The organism is Klebsiella oxytoca, assembly GCF_009707385.1.
GTDB lineage: Bacteria > Pseudomonadota > Gammaproteobacteria > Enterobacterales > Enterobacteriaceae > Klebsiella > Klebsiella oxytoca_C.
Map to the genome: position 1 here is coordinate 4,152,337 of NZ_CP046115.1, position 16,872 is coordinate 4,169,208.

Genomic DNA, 16,872 nt, shown 5'->3' on the forward strand with positions numbered 1-16,872 from the left:
CGCGTCTACCCCTGCACGCTCCGGTATGCAGGGGTTTTTCTTTGCTGGTCGTGCAGCGCCGCATAAAGCTTACGCACGGCATCATTTGCCATTTCTGCTGACGTCAAATTAGTAAAACTCATTAGCACCCCTCCCTGGCCGCGGCTATCCATTCGCCAGTCGCTCAGCGCCTGCACGGCCAGACCAGCCTGCCTGCCGCGCAGCGCCAGCTGACGATCGTCTCCGTCAACCCTGACCACCATCTGGATCCCGCCCGCTTGCGGTACAACCTTAAATCCCTGTTCTCGCAGCGCCGATTCAAGCCACAGACGGCGCTGAGCATAGCTGGTGCGCATTTTCTTCAGGTGACGCCAGAAATGACCTTCGCGCATAAAATCCGCCAGCGTCTGCTGCCACAGCGTCGGTACGCTACAGCTCATCAGCGCCGCCCCGGCGCGAAATGGCGCCACCAGCGGTTCCGGTACGACCAGCCAGGCCGCGCGTAACGCCGGAAAGAGAGACTTACTGAACGCTCCGGCATAGATAACTCGCTGCGGGGCATCAAGGCTCTTTAACGGCGGTAGCGGCTTTCCGCGATAGCGGAATTCGCTGTCGTAATCATCTTCGATAATCCAGCTATCGTTTTCCGCCGCCCATAGCAGCAGCTGCCTGCGCCTGGCTAATGACAGGGCTACCCCGAGCGGGCTCTGATGAGCGGGCGTCAGTAATGCAAAATGGGCGTCCGGATAATGCTGCTGCGCCCAGCTGATATCCATCCCGTCGTCGTCGACCGGAACGGGATTTATCACCACGCCCTCACCGTTCACCACCGGCCGGATCAACGGAAACCCCGGATCTTCCATCCACATTTGCTGTCCAGGCTGCGCAAGGGTCCGCAGAATCAGGCGCATCGACGCGGCGTAGCTACCGGTGATCAAGACCTGTTCAGGCCGGCATTCAATGCTGCGCGACAGGCGCAAATAATCAACGATCGCCCGACGAAGTATCCGTTCTCCACAGGGATCGCCGGGGGCCAGATCAAAACGCGTTTGTGTCCGTAGCCGCCGTCCCATCACCCTCGCCCACAGCCCTCGCGGGAACAGATCCAGGGCTGGAAGCCCCAGTTGAAACGGCAGCGGCGCTGTCGGTTCATCTCCCGCGATGGGCTGTACTGGCGCGCTTTGCTGCGGACTAAGACGATCGCTAACAAAAGTCCCCGCCTGCCCGCGCCGTTCCACCCAGCCCTGCGCCACCAGCTCCCCCCAGGCGTTCTCAATCGTCGCGCGCGAGACGCCAAGTTCCTGCGCATAGACTCGGCTCGCAGGCAACCTGCTCCCCGGAGCCAGTTCGCCGTTCTCAATAGCCAGCTTGAGCTGGCGGGCAATACGCTGGTAGTGCGGAAGTTTTTTGGCATCCATTATGGTCTGCTTTTTTCATCACAATATGGCTATCTTATGCAGTCCATTATAGTGCTATTTTCCTCGCGTCTTAATGAGGAGAGTAAAATGAGCACATTACGTCAGCCGTATAATGAACTGAGTCCGGAAGTCTATAACGCCCTGGTTCAGGCCAAAATTGCGCTGGAAAAAAGCGAGCTGGACGGCGCGCTGATAGAACTGGTTTATTTGCGGGTGTCGCAAATCAACGGTTGCGCCTTCTGCCTGGAGATGCACAGCAAAGCCCTGCGTAAATCCGGCGTCGCGCAAAACAAGCTGGACGCACTGGCAGGCTGGCGGGTTAGCGCTCATTTCAGCGAAGCCGAGCGCGCGGCGCTGGCGTGGGCCGAATCGGTTACCCACATCGCCGAAAGCCATGCGCAAGACGACGTTTATCTGCCCCTGCTGGAGCATTTTAGCGCCCGCCAGATAAGCGATCTGACGTTCGCCATCAGCCTGATGAACGCTTTTAACCGCCTGGCGGTCAGCATGCGCCTGTAATTTCAAGCCAGCAGATAGCGCCCCCCTGCGGTTCCTTTCGCGGGGGCTAATCTTTACAAAAACCATATATATTGAGTTGTTGAACTTTTAAATAACTACATCTAGTATTTCCTGCAACGATAGCCCATAGCGCGCGACGCCAATTTTTGCGTCGTGCTGCCATCTTAAATGGAAATACGAATCATGCGCATTACTATTTACACTAAAAATGACTGCGTGCAATGCCATGCCACGAAACAGGCCATGGAAACCCGCGGGTTTGAATTCGACATGGTCAATATTGACCTCCATCCTGAAGCCGTCGATATGCTGCGCGAGCAGGGCTTTCGCCAGCTGCCAGTGGTAATTGCCGGAGAAATCCGCTGGTCCGGCTTTCGTCCCGACATGATCAATCGACTGCGCCCGACGGCATCAGCGGCCAGCTTATGAGCCTGATCGTCTACTTCTCCAGCAGCTCCGAAAATACGCACCGGTTCGTCCAGCGCCTGGGGCTGCCTGCGGTGCGCATACCGCTTAACGAACGCGAGCGCATTCAGGTAGACGAACCCTACATTCTTATCGTCCCCAGCTATGGCGGCGGCGGCACGGCGGGCGCAGTCCCCCGCCAGGCGATCCGTTTTCTCAACGATCCGCATAACCGTCAGAACATTTGCGGCGTTATCGCTGCGGGCAACCGCAATTTCGGCGAGGCCTACGGTCGGGCTGGCGACGTCATCAGGCAGAAATGCGGCGTACCGTATCTCTATCGTTTTGAGCTAATGGGCACCCCGCAAGATGTCGACAACGTGCGTAAAGGAGTAAGCGAATTTTGGCAACGACAACCGCAGAACGTATAACCACCGAGGCGCCGGATTTCCACGCCCTCAACGCGATGCTGAATCTCTACGACAGCAATGGCCGCATCCCGTTTGACAAAGACCACCAGGCGGTGGCGGCGTTTATGGCCAACCACGTTGAGCCGAATACCGTTCCCTTCGCCAGCCAGGACGACAAGCTGACGTGGCTGGTCGCCGAAGGCTATTACAATGCCGGGGTCCTGGCGCGCTACGATCGCCAGTTTATTCTTGAGCTGTTTGCCTATGCTCAAAACGGCGGTTTTCGCTTCCAGACCTTTCTCGGCGCATGGAAGTTTTATACCAGCTACGCGCTGAAAGCCTTCGATGGTAAGCGCTACCTCGAAGGCTTTGCCGACCGCACCTGTATGGTGGCACTGAGCCTTGCGCAGGGCGACGAGATGCTGGCCCACCAGCTAACCGATGAGATCCTCTCCGGGCGTTTCCAGCCCGCTACGCCGACGTTCCTCAACGCCGGTAAACAGCAGCGCGGCGAGCTGGTCTCCTGTTTTCTGCTGCGGATCGAAGATAATATGGAATCGATTGGCCGGGCGGTGAATTCGGCGCTACAGCTATCCAAACGCGGCGGCGGCGTGGCGTTTCTGCTCTCTAACCTCCGCGAAGCCGGGGCGCCGATCAAGCGCATCGAGAATCAGTCCTCCGGCGTCGTTCCGGTGATGAAAATGCTGGAAGATGCCTTTTCCTACGCCAACCAGCTCGGCGCGCGCCAGGGGGCCGGCGCGGTCTATCTGCATGCCCATCATCCGGACATCCTGCGTTTCCTCGATACTAAACGCGAAAATGCCGATGAGAAAATCCGCATTAAAACGCTCTCTCTCGGAGTCGTGATTCCGGACATCACCTTTCAGCTGGCGAAAGAAGATGCGCAGATGGCGCTGTTCTCACCCTACGACGTCGAACGTCTGTACGGTAAACCGTTCGGCGATATTGCGGTAAGCGAAATGTATGCTGAGCTGGTGGCCGACGAACGAGTGGGCAAGCGCTGGATCCGCGCCCGCGAGCTGTTCCAGAGGCTGGCGGAAATTCAGTTTGAGTCCGGCTATCCGTACATCATGTTTGAAGATACGGTTAATCGTGCGAACCCGATTGCCGGGCGTATCAATATGAGCAACCTGTGCTCGGAGATATTACAGGTCAATACGCCCTCCACGTTTAACGAAAACCTGGATTACGCCAGCATCGGCCAGGATATCTCCTGCAACCTCGGCTCGCTGAATATCGCTCATACCATGGACTCTCCGGATTTCGCCCGCACGGTCGAGGTGGCGGTACGCGGGCTGACGGCGGTTTCCGATATGAGCGATATCCGTTCGGTGCCTTCGGTGGCGGCGGGCAATGCCGCCTCACATGCCATCGGCCTGGGGCAGATGAATCTGCACGGTTATCTGGCGCGCGAGGGCATTGCCTACGGTAGCGAGGAAGGGCTGGATTTCACCAATTTCTATTTCTACACCATTACCTGGCACGCGCTGCGCACTTCAATGCTGATAGCACGTGAAAGAGGGACCCGTTTTGCCGGATTCGAGCAGTCGCGGTACGCCAGCGGCGACTATTTCCGCCCCTATCTGGAAGGCGACTGGCGGCCAAAAACCGCTAGAGTCCGTGAGCTGTTCGCTCGCGCCGGTATTACCCTGCCCGACCGCGAAATGTGGCGGCAGCTGCGCGACGACGTGATGCGCTACGGCATTTATAACCGCAATCTGCAGGCGGTACCGCCGACGGGATCTATTTCCTACATTAACCACGCGACCTCCAGCATCCATCCGATCGTCTCGAAGATAGAGATCCGCAAAGAGGGGAAAACCGGGCGCGTTTACTACCCCGCTCCGTTTATGACCAACGACAACCTGGCGCTGTATCAGGATGCCTGGGAAATTGGCCCACAGAAAATCATCGACACCTACGCCGAGGCCACGCGCCATGTCGATCAGGGTCTGTCGCTGACTCTGTTCTTCCCCGATACCGCCACCACGCGCGATATCAATAAAGCGCAAATCTACGCGTGGAAAAAGGGTATCAAAACGCTGTATTACATCCGTCTGCGCCAGCTGGCGCTGGAAGGTACCGAAATCGAAGGCTGCGTGTCCTGCGCGCTGTAAGGAGAACAGGATGACCCATATATCGCGCATCAGCGCCATTAACTGGAACAAAATTGAGGATGACAAAGACCTGGAGGTCTGGAACCGGCTGACCAGCAACTTCTGGCTCCCGGAGAAGGTACCGCTATCCAACGACATTCCCGCCTGGCAAGCGCTTACCCCGGTGGAGCAGCAGCTGACGATTCGCGTCTTCACCGGGCTGACGCTCCTTGATACTATCCAGAACACCGTTGGCGCCCCGGCGCTGATGGCCGATGCCCTCACCCCGCATGAAGAAGCGGTGCTGTCTAACGTCAGCTTTATGGAGGCGGTGCACGCCCGATCCTACAGCTCGATTTTCTCAACCCTTTGCCAGAGCAAAGACGTTGATGCCGCTTATGCCTGGAGCGAACACAACGCGCCGTTGCAGCGCAAAGCACAGCTGATGCTGGAGTATTATCAGTCCGATGAACCGCTGAAGAAAAAAATCGCCAGCGTGTTTCTCGAATCTTTCCTCTTTTATTCCGGATTCTGGCTGCCGATGTACTTCTCCAGCCGGGGCAAAATGACCAACACCGCCGATCTGATTCGCCTGATCATTCGCGATGAAGCGGTGCATGGCTATTATATTGGCTACAAATTCCAGAAAGGGCTGGAGATTGTCAGCGACGAAAAGCGCGAAGAGCTGAAAAACTTCGCTCTCGATCTGCTGATGGATCTGTACGACAACGAGCTGGCCTACACCCGCGAGCTGTACGCCGATAGCGGCTGGATTGAGGAGGTCAACGCCTTCCTGTGCTACAACGCCAACAAGGCGCTGATGAACCTTGGCTATGAAGCGCTGTTCCCGGCGGAAATGGCCGCCGTCAACCCGGCGATCCTCGCCGCGCTCTCACCGAACGCCGATGAAAATCACGACTTCTTCTCTGGCTCTGGATCGTCGTATGTGATGGGAAAAGCGGAAGAAACCGCCGACGATGATTGGGACTTTTAACCTTACTTTCACCGGGAATATATCGATATATTTCCTGGTGATTTATTTCACATTATCCGTTTTCATCTCACTCAATATCTTTCCGTCATCACCGTGTCATATTCAGTAGAATGCTATCGATTTTCGCCAGAATTAACCCAACATAGCTAAAAAATATCGACTACAGGCAATTCGTGCTCAGCCCTTATATCACGGGGGATGCACCGAAAATTCGCCTTTCGAATTTCCGTGGCAACCCGAGATTAAGGGTTGTCACAGATTCTCAGTATGTTAGGGTGTAAAAAAGCAATTATCACCACCAGGTACTTTATCGATATTAATAAATAACAGGAAACGCTCTATTGCATGGCAATTAAATTAGAAATCAAGAATCTCTACAAGATATTTGGCGAGCACCCACAGAGGGCTTTCAAATATATCGAAAAAGGATTTTCGAAAGAACAAATACTGGAAAAAACGGGGTTATCGCTTGGCGTAATAAACGCCAGTCTGACCATTGAAGAAGGCGAGATATTCGTCATCATGGGGCTCTCCGGATCGGGGAAATCCACCATGGTTCGCCTTCTCAATCGCCTGATTGAACCCACCCGTGGCCAGGTCCTGATCGACGGTGTCGATATCGCGAAAATCTCTGATGCCGAACTCCGCGAGGTGCGCAGAAAAAAAATCGCAATGGTTTTTCAATCATTTGCGCTTATGCCTCACATGACCGTACTCGACAACGCCGCCTTCGGCATGGAGCTGGCAGGCGTGCCGACTCAGGAACGCCAGGAAAAAGCGCTGGAAGCGCTGCGACAGGTCGGTCTGGAAAACTATGCTCATGCATATCCTGACGAGCTCTCTGGCGGCATGCGTCAGCGCGTAGGCCTTGCCCGGGCGCTGGCGATTAACCCCGATATCCTGTTAATGGATGAAGCATTCTCGGCGCTCGATCCACTAATTCGTACCGAAATGCAGGATGAGCTGACGAAATTACAGGCCAGACATCAACGCACCGTAGTGTTTATTTCTCACGATCTCGATGAAGCAATGCGTATCGGCGATCGTATTGCCATTATGCAAAATGGTGAAGTGGTGCAAGTCGGTACGCCGGATGAAATACTCAATAATCCCGCTAATGATTATGTCCGTACCTTCTTCCGCGGTGTCGATATTAGCCAGGTGTTCAGCGCCAAAGATATTGCCCGCCGTAGTCCAGTCGGTCTGATCCGTAAAACGCCCGGCTTCGGCCCGCGTTCAGCGCTGAAATTATTGCAGGATGAAGACCGCGAATATGGCTACGTTATCGAACGCGGTAATAAGTTTGTCGGCATTGTTTCCATTGATTCCCTGAAGGCCGCCCTGAGCGAAGGCCAGGGAATCGATGCGGCATTACTCGACTCCCCGCAGGCGGTCGATGCGCAAACGCCGCTCAGCGAGCTGCTCTCCAACGTTGGTCACGCACCGTGCGCGGTGCCGGTTATCGACGAAGGGCAACAGTACATCGGCATCATTTCCAAACGTATGCTGCTGCAGGCTTTAGATCGCGAGGGGACAAACAATGGCTGATCAATCTAACCCATGGGACACCGCACCAGCGGCGGATAGCGCAGCGCAATCCGCCGACGCCTGGGGGACTTCGACGCCGGCGCCAACCGATGGCGGCGGCGCTGACTGGCTGACCAGCGCGCCCGCGCCGCAGCCGGAACATTTCAATATTATGGATCCGTTCCATAAAACGCTTATTCCGCTCGATAGCTGGGTCACACACGGTATCGACTGGGTGGTGATGCATTTCCGCCCGGTCTTCCAGGGGATTCGCGTACCGGTGGATTATATCCTGAGCGCCTTTCAGCAGCTGCTGCTGGGTATGCCGGCACCGGTGGCGATTATTATTTTCTCGCTGATCGCCTGGCAAATCTCCAGCGTCGGCATGGGTGCCGCAACCCTGATTTCGCTTATCGCCATCGGTGCTATCGGCGCCTGGTCGCAGGCGATGGTGACCCTGGCGCTGGTGCTGACCGCGCTGCTGTTTTGTATGCTGATCGGCCTGCCGCTTGGGATCTGGCTGGCGCGTAGCCCACGAGCGGCGAAAATTATCCGTCCGCTGCTCGACGCAATGCAGACCACGCCGGCGTTTGTCTACCTGGTGCCTATCGTCATGCTGTTCGGTATCGGTAACGTTCCGGGCGTTGTGGTGACAATTATCTTCGCCCTGCCGCCGATCGTTCGCCTGACCATTCTGGGGATTAACCAGGTGCCAGCAGATCTGATTGAAGCTTCACGCTCATTCGGCGCCAGCCCCCGTCAGCTGTTATTTAAAGTTCAGCTGCCGCTGGCCATGCCGACCATTATGGCCGGAGTTAACCAGACGCTGATGCTGGCCCTGTCGATGGTGGTTATCGCCTCGATGATCGCCGTAGGCGGTCTCGGCCAGATGGTACTGCGCGGCATTGGCCGCCTGGATATGGGTCTCGCCACCGTCGGCGGCGTCGGGATCGTCATTCTTGCCATTATTCTTGACCGTCTGACTCAGGCCGTAGGACGGGATTCACGCAGCCGCGGCAACCGCCGCTGGTACACAACCGGCCCGCTGGGGCTGATTACTCGCCCTTTCTGTAAATAAGAGCTCACCTCCCCGGCAGTCGTGCCGTCGGGGGGGATGAACTTCCCATCTGATGAATAAAAGGAACAACGATGCGACATACAGCGATCCTTGCCACAGCGTTTACCGCCCTCATTTCCACCACCGCCTTTGCGGCGGATCTGCCTGGCAAAGGCATTACCGTTAAACCGGCGCAGAGCACTATTTCGGAAGAGACCTTCCAGACTCTGCTGGTTAGCCGCGCGCTGGAAAAGCTCGGCTATACCGTCGAGAAGCCGAGCGAAGTCGACTATAACGTCGCCTACACTTCTATCGCCGCAGGCGATACCACCTACATCGCTACCAACTGGCAGCCGCTGCACGACGATATGTACGCAGCCGCCGGTGGCGATAAGAAATTTTACCGTGAAGGCGTTTTTGTGACCGGTGCAGCCCAGGGCTACCTGATTGATAAGAAAACGGCGGAGCAGTACCACATCAAATCTATCGATCAGCTTAAAGATCCGAAAATCGCCAAACTGTTTGACACCAACGGCGACGGCAAAGCCGACCTGACCGGCTGTACGCCCGGCTGGGGCTGTGAAGCGGTTATCAACCATCAGATTGATGCCTATGGCCTGAGCAAGACGGTCGTGCACAACCAGGGCAACTATGCGGCGATGATGGCTGATACCATCGCCCGCTATAAAGAGGGCAAACCGGTGATCTACTACACCTGGACGCCTTACTGGGTCAGCGACGTACTGAAACCGGGTAAAGACGTGGTCTGGCTGCAGGTGCCTTTCTCTTCCCTGCCGGGCGAGCAGAAAGATATTGATACCAGGCTGCCAAACGGTATGAACTATGGTTTCCCGGTGAACACGATGCATATTGTCGCCAACAAAGCCTGGGCCGAGAAACACCCGGCGGCGGCGAAGCTATTTAGCATCATGAAGCTGCCGATTGCCGATATCAACGCCGAAAACGCCATGATGCACGCGGGTCATGGTTCAGAAGCGGATATCCAGGGCCACGTTGACGGCTGGATCAAAGCCCACCAGCAGCAGTTTGACGGCTGGGTGAACGAAGCGCTGGCCGCGCAGAAGTAATCCCCCGCTTTTATCGCGTATCCCGGAAAAGGCCCCCGCCTTTTCCGGGTGTTCTGCCTGATAGTGCAAGGTTCGCCATCATCCCCCCTCCCCAACCGATGGGTTTATATGCAAAAAATGTGCATAACTTTAAGCATATTATCCCGAATACTGTTAAGCCGCGCCGCTCTCTGCTAAGGTTAATCCACCTGTTTTATCGTGTGATTTTCACGTGAGTTATTAATAAGCTATTTCCATGGAAAACCCTGACGCATTGACGCAAACTCTCCCCGCTAACGAGGCCGGTCTGGCCGAAGGCATAAAAGACAGTCTGCCGATTGTCGTTAGCTATATTCCGGTGGCCTTCGCTTTTGGCCTCAACGCGACTAAGCTCGGCTTCACTCCGCTGGAAAGCCTGTTCTTTTCCTGCATTATCTACGCTGGCGCCAGCCAGTTTGTGATCACCGCGATGCTGGCCGCGGGAAGCTCGCTGTGGGTCGCGGCGCTCACCGTTATGGCAATGGATGTTCGCCACGTCCTCTACGGCCCGTCCCTGCGCAGCCGTATTCAGAGTGCAATGAGCAAGAAAAAAACCGCGATCTGGGCATTCGGTCTGACCGATGAGGTGTTTGCCGCCGCCACCGCTAAACTGGTACGCGATAATCGCCGCTGGAGCGAAAACTGGATGATCGGTATCGCTTTTATGTCGTGGGCTTCATGGGTCTTCGGCACTGTGGTAGGGGCATACTCAGGCAGCGGTCTGCTGACCGGTTTTCCCGCAGTGGAGGCAGCGTTGAGCTTTATGCTTCCGGCGCTGTTTATGAGCTTTTTACTTGCCTCTTTCCAGCGTAAACAATCACTTAGCGTTACCGCCGCGCTGGCAGGAGCGCTGGGAGGAATTATTCTGTTTTCCATCCCCGCCGCTATCCTTGCCGGGATTGTCTGCGGCTGTTTGATCGCTCTGGTACAGGCCAGCATTCAGGGGATGCCCGATGAACAGTAATGTCCTGATTCTCGGCGTGCTGGTCGGCTGCGTGAACTATCTCTTCCGCTATCTGCCTCTGCGCCTGCGCGCCGGAAACGCGCGTCCGACGCGTCGCGGGCCGGTCAGCGTACTGCTGGACACCATCGGCATCGCCTCCATTTGCGCGCTGCTCGTGGTCTCCAGCGTGCCGGAAATTCTTCACGACGCCCGCCGTCTGTTGCCCACATTAGCCGGCTTCATCGCGCTGGGCATCGCCTTCTGGAAAACGCGCAGCATCATTATGCCAACGCTTTTGAGCGCGCTAACCTACGGTGTTGTCTGGAAAATCGGCACATGGCTATAAGCTTAAAGTATAAATTTTTGTCAATAATTCATTTGATTTATTTGTCACAATAGTTATTATATCGGCTGTAATTAATGAGGTCATAACCAAAATGGATAGTTCGTTTACTCCCATTGAGCAAATGCTCAAGTTCCGCGCCAGCCGTCACGAAGACTTCCCTTTTCAGGAAATTCTGCTCACCCGTCTTTGCATGCATATGCAGGGGAAACTGCTGGAAAATCGCAACAAGATGCTGAAAGCGCAAGGGATTAACGAGACATTGTTTATGGCGCTGATCACGCTTGAGTCTCAGGAAAATCACAGCATTCAGCCCTCTGAGCTGAGCTGCGCCCTGGGATCGTCACGGACCAACGCCACGCGCATCGCCGACGAGTTGGAAAAGCGCGGCTGGATCGAGCGCCGCGAAAGCGATAACGATCGTCGCTGCCTGCATTTACAACTTACCGATAAAGGGCATCAATTCCTGCGTGAAGTATTACCGCCGCAGCACAACTGCCTGCATCAGCTCTGGTCTTCTTTAAGCACCAGCGAAAAAGATCAGCTCGAGCACATCACCCGTAAGCTGCTTGGTCGCCTCGACCAAATGGAAGAGGATGGCGTGCTTGCGGAGTCTCTGCGCTAAGCGCGGAACCAACCGCTCAACACTTTTTCTGGATTGACAAGGAAAACGGACAGGCCAGCAGATTTTCTGCTGGCCTTTCTGATAAACAGGTCGGCTCAGCCGATGTGAAATAATAAGATCGTGGAGAATAACATGAGCGCAAATGCGGAGAGCCAAACCCCGCAGCAACCGGGCAGCAAAAAAGGGAAGCGTAAAGGCGCCCTTCTGCTGCTGACCTTGCTCTTTATTATTGTTGCCGTGGCATACGGGGTTTATTGGTTTTTGGTACTGCGTCATTTTGAAGAGACCGATGACGCGTACGTGGCGGGGAACCAGGTACAAATTATGGCGCAGGTGTCCGGCAGCGTGACGAAAGTCTGGGCCGACAACACCGACTACGTGCAAAAAGGCGATCCGCTGGTCACCCTCGACCAGACCGATGCCCAGCAGGCGTTTGAAAAAGCGCAAACCCAGCTGGCCGCCAGCGTACGTCAAACTCGCCAGCAAATGATCAACAGCAAGCAGCTGCAGGCCAATATCGAAGTGAAAAAAACCGCGCTTTCCCAGGCGCAAACCGACCTTAACCGTCGTATTCCACTGGGAGCCGCCAACCTGATTGGCCGCGAAGAGCTGCAGCATGCGCGCGACACGGTTGCCAGCGCGCAGGCCGAACTGGACGTGGCGATTCAGCAATACAACGCCAACCAGGCGATCGTTCTGGGTACCAGGCTGGAACAACAGCCTGCGGTGCTGCAGGCGGCCACCGAAGTGCGTAACGCCTGGCTGGCCCTGCAGCGGACGAAGATCGTCAGCCCGATTAGCGGCTACGTTTCTCGCCGTTCCGTACAGCCCGGCGCGCAAATCACCACCACTACCCCGCTGATGGCCGTCGTACCGGCAACCAACCTGTGGATTGACGCCAACTTCAAAGAAACGCAGCTGGCGCACATGCGTATTGGTCAGCCGGCTACCGTGGTCAGCGATATTTACGGCGACGATGTGAAATACACCGGTAAAGTCGTCGGCCTCGATATGGGGACCGGTAGCGCCTTCTCGCTGCTGCCCGCGCAAAACGCCACCGGTAACTGGATCAAGGTCGTCCAGCGCCTGCCGGTACGTATTGAGCTGGATGCAAAACAGCTGGCAGAGCACCCGTTGCGCATCGGCCTGTCGACGCTGGTTGAGGTAAACACCTCCGACCGCGGCGGCGAGATGCTGGCAAGCCAGGTGCGCAGCTCCCCGGTATACGAAAGTAATGCCCGCGAAATCGGCCTTGAGCCGGTCAACAAGCTAATAAACGACATCATCCAGGCCAACGCCGGATAATTCGGGGTGAGCGTAATGCAACAGCAAAAACCGCTGGAAGGCGCGCAGCTGGTCATTATGACCATTGCGCTGTCGCTCGCGACCTTTATGCAGGTGCTGGACTCCACAATCGCTAACGTGGCTATCCCCACCATCGCCGGTAACCTTGGCTCTTCATTGAGCCAGGGAACCTGGGTTATCACCTCGTTTGGGGTGGCGAACGCTATCTCCATTCCGATTACCGGCTGGCTGGCAAAGCGCGTTGGCGAAGTGAAGCTGTTTCTCTGGTCAACGGTGGCGTTCGCTATCGCCTCCTGGGCCTGCGGCATGTCGAACAGCCTGACGATGCTGATTTTCTTCCGCGTGATTCAGGGGATCGTCGCCGGTCCGCTGATCCCGCTGTCACAAAGTCTGCTGCTCAGCAACTACCCGCCCGCTAAGCGCTCCATCGCGCTGGCGCTGTGGTCAATGACGGTTATCGTGGCGCCAATTTGCGGCCCGATTCTCGGCGGCTATATCAGCGATAACTACCACTGGGGCTGGATATTCTTTATCAACGTACCGATTGGTATCGCCGTGGTGGTAATGACGCTGCAAACCCTGCGCAACCGGGAAACCCGAACTGAACAGCGGCGGATCGACGGCGTGGGCCTGGCGCTGCTGATTATCGGTATCGGTAGCCTGCAGGTAATGCTCGACCGGGGTAAAGAGCTGGACTGGTTCGCCTCCAACGAGATCATCATCCTGACGATTGTCGCGGTGGTGGCGATAAGCTTCCTGATCGTCTGGGAGCTAACCGACGACAACCCGATAGTCGACCTGTCGCTATTTAAGTCGCGAAACTTTACTATCGGCTGCCTGTGTATCAGCCTTGCCTATATGCTCTACTTCGGCGCTATTGTGCTGCTGCCACAGCTACTGCAGGAGGTCTACGGCTATACCGCCACCTGGGCCGGTCTGGCCTCGGCTCCGGTCGGGGTGATCCCGGTGATCCTCTCGCCGATTATCGGCCGCTTTGCCCACAAGCTGGATATGCGTCGGCTGGTCACCTTCAGCTTTATCATGTACGCGGTCTGTTTCTACTGGCGCGCCTGGACCTTCGAACCGGGTATGGACTTCGGCGCTTCGGCATGGCCGCAGTTTATCCAGGGCTTCGCGGTGGCCTGCTTCTTTATGCCGCTGACCACCATCACCTTATCCGGCCTGCCGCCGGAACGGCTGGCGGCGGCATCGAGCCTGTCGAACTTTACGCGTACGCTGGCGGGTTCCATCGGCACCTCGATTACCACCACCATGTGGACGAACCGCGAGGCGCTGCACCATGCCCAGCTTACCGAATCGGTGACGCCGTATAACCCCAACGCCCAGCAGATATATGACCAGCTGCTGGGATTGGGGATGACGCAACAGCAGGCGTCCGGCTGGATAGCGCAGCAGATAACCAATCAGGGGCTAATTATCTCCGCCAACGAAATTTTCTGGCTCTCGGCGGCGATATTTATCCTTCTGCTGGGGCTGGTATGGTTTGCCAGACCGCCGTTTAGCGCCGGGGGCGGCGGCGGCGGCGCGCATTAAGGCTTGATTTAAAGGGATCTGCGGATCCCTTTTTTATTGCCTGCTACGCAGGTTGTCCAGTTTGCGCTAGTTTATGTCCAGTTTGCTGGAGATGCCTTTTCGTCGGGTCATGCACGATAAAGATTCGCTAAAAAGGAGAAAATCATGCTGACTCAACCCGGTGAAAAATACCGCCCCTATCCGCTTGTCGCTCTGCCCGACCGTCGCTGGCCGGAACGACAAATCACCCACGCCCCCCGCTGGCTCTCCACCGATCTGCGCGACGGCAACCAGGCGCTGGCCGAGCCGATGGATAGCGCGCGCAAGCTGCAGTTTTGGGATTTATTGCTGGAGTGTGGATTCAAAGAGATTGAGGTCGCCTTTCCTTCCGCCTCACAAACCGACTTCAACTTTGTGCGTCAGTTAATTGAAGAACAGCGTATACCGCAGGACGTCACCATCCAGGTGCTGACCCAGGCGCGGGAGGATTTAATCCTCAAGACGTTCGAATCGCTTCGCAATACCCACAGCGCCACGGTTCACCTTTATAACGCCACCGCGCCGCTGTTCCGCGAGCTGGTTTTCGGGATGAACAAAGCGCAGGTCGTCGAGCTGGCGACGCGCGCCACCCGGCTTATCCGCCAGCAGTGTGAACAGCAGCCGCTGACCCGCTGGCAATACGAGTATTCTCCGGAAACCTTTTGTTTCACCGAGCCTGAATTCGCGCTGGAGATATGCGAAGCGGTGGCGGAAATCTGGCAGCCCTGCGCCGACCGGCCGATGATTATCAATCTCCCCGCGACGGTGGAGGTAAATACGCCTAACGTTTACGCCGATCAAATTGAGTATTTTTGTCGCCATTTCTCACGCCGCGCCGATGTATGCATCAGCGTCCATCCGCATAACGACCGGGGAACCGGCGTCGCCAGCGCGGAGCTGGCGCTGATGGCCGGAGCCGACCGTGTTGAAGGCTGCCTGTTCGGCAACGGTGAACGCACCGGTAACGTCTGCCTGGTGACGCTGGCGATGAATCTCTACAGCCAGGGAATCGATCCCCGGCTTAGATTCTCCGAAATGAACCGGGTGGTCGAAGTCGTCGAAAGCTGCAACCAGATCCCGGTTCATCCGCGCCATCCATGGGCCGGAAGCCTGGCCTATACCGCCTTCTCCGGCTCTCATCAGGATGCAATTAAAAAGGGATTCGATGCCCGCCAGCCCGGCGATCGTTGGGAAATGCCCTACCTGCCTATCGACCCGCAGGATATCGGCTGTAGCTACGAAGCGGTGATTCGCGTCAATAGTCAGTCTGGCAAAAGCGGTAGCGCGTGGCTGATAGAACAGAATCATGGCCTGAAGCTGCCGCGTACGCTGCAGCAGGATTTTAGCCTGCACGTACAGCGGGAAACCGATACACATGGTAAAGAGATGACCCAGAACGCGCTGTGGCAGCTGTTTCGTGCCCGCTATGGCCTGGTGCCCAACCCACCGATCGCGCTGCTGGATTACAACAGCGATAGCCAGCAGGATGGACAGCTTTCGTTGCAGGCGACCCTGCGTATTTCAGGGGAAACGCGACGACTGCACAGCCGCGGCAATGGCCTGCTATCCGCTGCCGCCAGCGGCCTGAGCGGCTTATTGAAGCAAAACTTCGTTATCAAAGATTATCACGAGCATACTCTCGGTGAACACAGCGACAGCCGTTCAGTGGCCTATATTCGCTGCGTTTTCCCGAATGGCAATAGCCGCTGGGGCGTGGGAATTGATAACGACGTGGCGCGCGCTTCGTTACAGGCGCTGTGCAATGCGATGAGGGAAAGCCATTACTCCGGCGAGCGGAAGTAGTCGCTGGGAGCCATGCCGATGACCCGGCGAAACATGGCGCTAAAAGCGCTATGGCTGCCATAGCCGAGATCCAGCGCCACCCGAAGTACCGAATGCCCCTGCGCCAGGCGAACCAGCGCTTCCATCAGCTTCGCCCGGCGCACCCATTCGCTCCAGGTGAGTGTCGTTTGCTGCTGAAAATGACGATTCAGCGTGCGCGCGCTCATGCTGCTCTCTTTCGCCGCCTCGGTGCTGCTCCAGGATTCACCCGGCGCCTCCCTCACCTTCTGACATAAACGGCGCAACGTTTCACTTTGCGGCTCCGGCAGACCAAACGGTAGCGCCGGCATACCGCGAATCTCATCGAGGATCAGCTCGTAAATTCGTTCATCTCGACTTCCTGGCGCATAAGATTCCGCCAGCGTCAGCGACGCGATAATCAGTTCACGCAGCAGCGGAGTGACCTGCACAATCTGGCAGATTGAAGGAAGATCGGCGCGCGCGAAAGGATCAATGAACAGGGTTCGCGCAGCAGCGGCTCCCGTAACCCGCAGAGTATGCGGTGTACCGGCGGGCAGCCAGACACCTCGTCCCGGCGGCGCCACCCAATAACCCTGCGCGGTTTCAACCCGCACTACGCCGCTGAGAATATGTAATAGCTGGGCGCAATCGTGCTGATGCCAGGGTTCGCTATCGCCATGAGCATAATCATGGGCAAAGGGTACCAGTGAACGGTGTTCGAAGTTGAGGCTTAAAGTCGTCGACATGGC

The 16,872-nt window shown here is 56.5% G+C and carries 16 protein-coding genes; 14 read left to right on the forward strand and 2 right to left on the reverse strand.

All coding sequences use genetic code 11. From position 1 onward, the window contains the following. Window positions 1–5 precede the first annotated feature (5 nt). On the reverse strand, window positions 6–1,397 hold the full coding sequence (locus GJ746_RS19320) for a PLP-dependent aminotransferase family protein (protein WP_154681639.1): 1,392 nt from the start codon (window positions 1,395–1,397) through the stop codon (window positions 6–8). An 87-nt stretch (window positions 1,398–1,484) separates the two neighbouring features. Between GJ746_RS19320 and GJ746_RS19325 the strand changes: the two genes are divergently transcribed. The 14 genes from GJ746_RS19325 to leuA all read left to right on the forward strand — a co-directional run bounded on the left by GJ746_RS19325 (window position 1,485) and on the right by leuA (window position 16,123). Next, entirely contained in the window at window positions 1,485–1,916 is a 432-nt protein-coding gene (locus GJ746_RS19325) for a carboxymuconolactone decarboxylase family protein (protein ID WP_154681640.1), read from the forward strand. Between the two features lie 183 nt (window positions 1,917–2,099). Further along, a complete protein-coding gene (gene nrdH, locus GJ746_RS19330; protein WP_154681641.1) occupies window positions 2,100–2,345 on the forward strand; it encodes a glutaredoxin-like protein NrdH in 246 nt (81 codons plus the stop codon). Further along, window positions 2,342–2,752, forward strand: a complete 411-nt coding sequence (nrdI, locus tag GJ746_RS19335) for a class Ib ribonucleoside-diphosphate reductase assembly flavoprotein NrdI (RefSeq protein ID WP_154681642.1) — start codon at window positions 2,342–2,344, stop codon at window positions 2,750–2,752. Before nrdH ends, nrdI begins: the two co-directional genes overlap by 4 nt. After that, window positions 2,725–4,869 (forward strand): class 1b ribonucleoside-diphosphate reductase subunit alpha, encoded by a 2,145-nt coding sequence (gene nrdE / locus GJ746_RS19340; RefSeq protein ID WP_154681643.1) that lies wholly within the window; start codon window positions 2,725–2,727, stop codon window positions 4,867–4,869. The genes nrdI and nrdE overlap by 28 nt, the downstream gene beginning before the upstream one ends. A 10-nt stretch (window positions 4,870–4,879) precedes the next feature. Next, entirely contained in the window at window positions 4,880–5,842 is a 963-nt protein-coding gene (nrdF, locus tag GJ746_RS19345) for a class 1b ribonucleoside-diphosphate reductase subunit beta (protein WP_154681644.1), read from the forward strand. Between the two features lie 345 nt (window positions 5,843–6,187). Next, window positions 6,188–7,390, forward strand: coding sequence for a glycine betaine/L-proline ABC transporter ATP-binding protein ProV (gene proV, locus GJ746_RS19350; RefSeq protein WP_154681645.1), 1,203 nt, complete (start codon window positions 6,188–6,190; stop codon window positions 7,388–7,390). Beyond that, window positions 7,383–8,447: a glycine betaine/L-proline ABC transporter permease ProW gene (proW, locus tag GJ746_RS19355; RefSeq protein ID WP_154681646.1), complete on the forward strand. Its 1,065-nt coding sequence runs from the start codon at window positions 7,383–7,385 to the stop codon at window positions 8,445–8,447. The genes proV and proW overlap by 8 nt, the downstream gene beginning before the upstream one ends. Window positions 8,448–8,518: 71 nt before the next feature. After that, window positions 8,519–9,514 (forward strand): glycine betaine/L-proline ABC transporter substrate-binding protein ProX, encoded by a 996-nt coding sequence (gene proX, locus GJ746_RS19360; protein ID WP_154681647.1) that lies wholly within the window; start codon window positions 8,519–8,521, stop codon window positions 9,512–9,514. Window positions 9,515–9,749: 235 nt separating this feature from the next. Then, window positions 9,750–10,496, forward strand: a complete 747-nt coding sequence (locus GJ746_RS19365) for an AzlC family ABC transporter permease (RefSeq protein WP_154681648.1) — start codon at window positions 9,750–9,752, stop codon at window positions 10,494–10,496. Next, window positions 10,486–10,821 carry an L-valine transporter subunit YgaH gene (gene ygaH / locus GJ746_RS19370; protein ID WP_154681649.1) on the forward strand — a complete coding sequence of 112 codons (336 nt, stop codon included), beginning with the start codon at window positions 10,486–10,488 and terminating at the stop codon, window positions 10,819–10,821. The genes GJ746_RS19365 and ygaH overlap by 11 nt, the downstream gene beginning before the upstream one ends. A 91-nt stretch (window positions 10,822–10,912) precedes the next feature. Then, the gene (mprA, locus tag GJ746_RS19375; RefSeq protein ID WP_041146855.1) at window positions 10,913–11,443 is read left to right on the forward strand and encodes a transcriptional repressor MprA; all 531 of its coding nucleotides are present in this window, start codon (window positions 10,913–10,915) and stop codon (window positions 11,441–11,443) included. Window positions 11,444–11,575: 132 nt separating this feature from the next. Continuing rightward, window positions 11,576–12,748 carry a multidrug efflux MFS transporter periplasmic adaptor subunit EmrA gene (gene emrA / locus GJ746_RS19380; RefSeq protein ID WP_154681650.1) on the forward strand — a complete coding sequence of 391 codons (1,173 nt, stop codon included), beginning with the start codon at window positions 11,576–11,578 and terminating at the stop codon, window positions 12,746–12,748. Window positions 12,749–12,763: 15 nt separating this feature from the next. Next, window positions 12,764–14,302 carry a multidrug efflux MFS transporter permease subunit EmrB gene (emrB, locus tag GJ746_RS19385; RefSeq protein ID WP_154681651.1) on the forward strand — a complete coding sequence of 513 codons (1,539 nt, stop codon included), beginning with the start codon at window positions 12,764–12,766 and terminating at the stop codon, window positions 14,300–14,302. Between the two features lie 144 nt (window positions 14,303–14,446). Continuing rightward, entirely contained in the window at window positions 14,447–16,123 is a 1,677-nt protein-coding gene (gene leuA / locus GJ746_RS19390) for a 2-isopropylmalate synthase (protein WP_154681652.1), read from the forward strand. Here leuA and GJ746_RS19395 read toward each other — a convergent pair. Further along, window positions 16,102–16,869 carry an AraC family transcriptional regulator gene (locus GJ746_RS19395; RefSeq protein ID WP_154681653.1) on the reverse strand — a complete coding sequence of 256 codons (768 nt, stop codon included), beginning with the start codon at window positions 16,867–16,869 and terminating at the stop codon, window positions 16,102–16,104. The two genes, leuA and GJ746_RS19395, sit on opposite strands and share 22 nt — an antisense overlap. Between the last annotated feature and the right edge of the window lie 3 nt (window positions 16,870–16,872).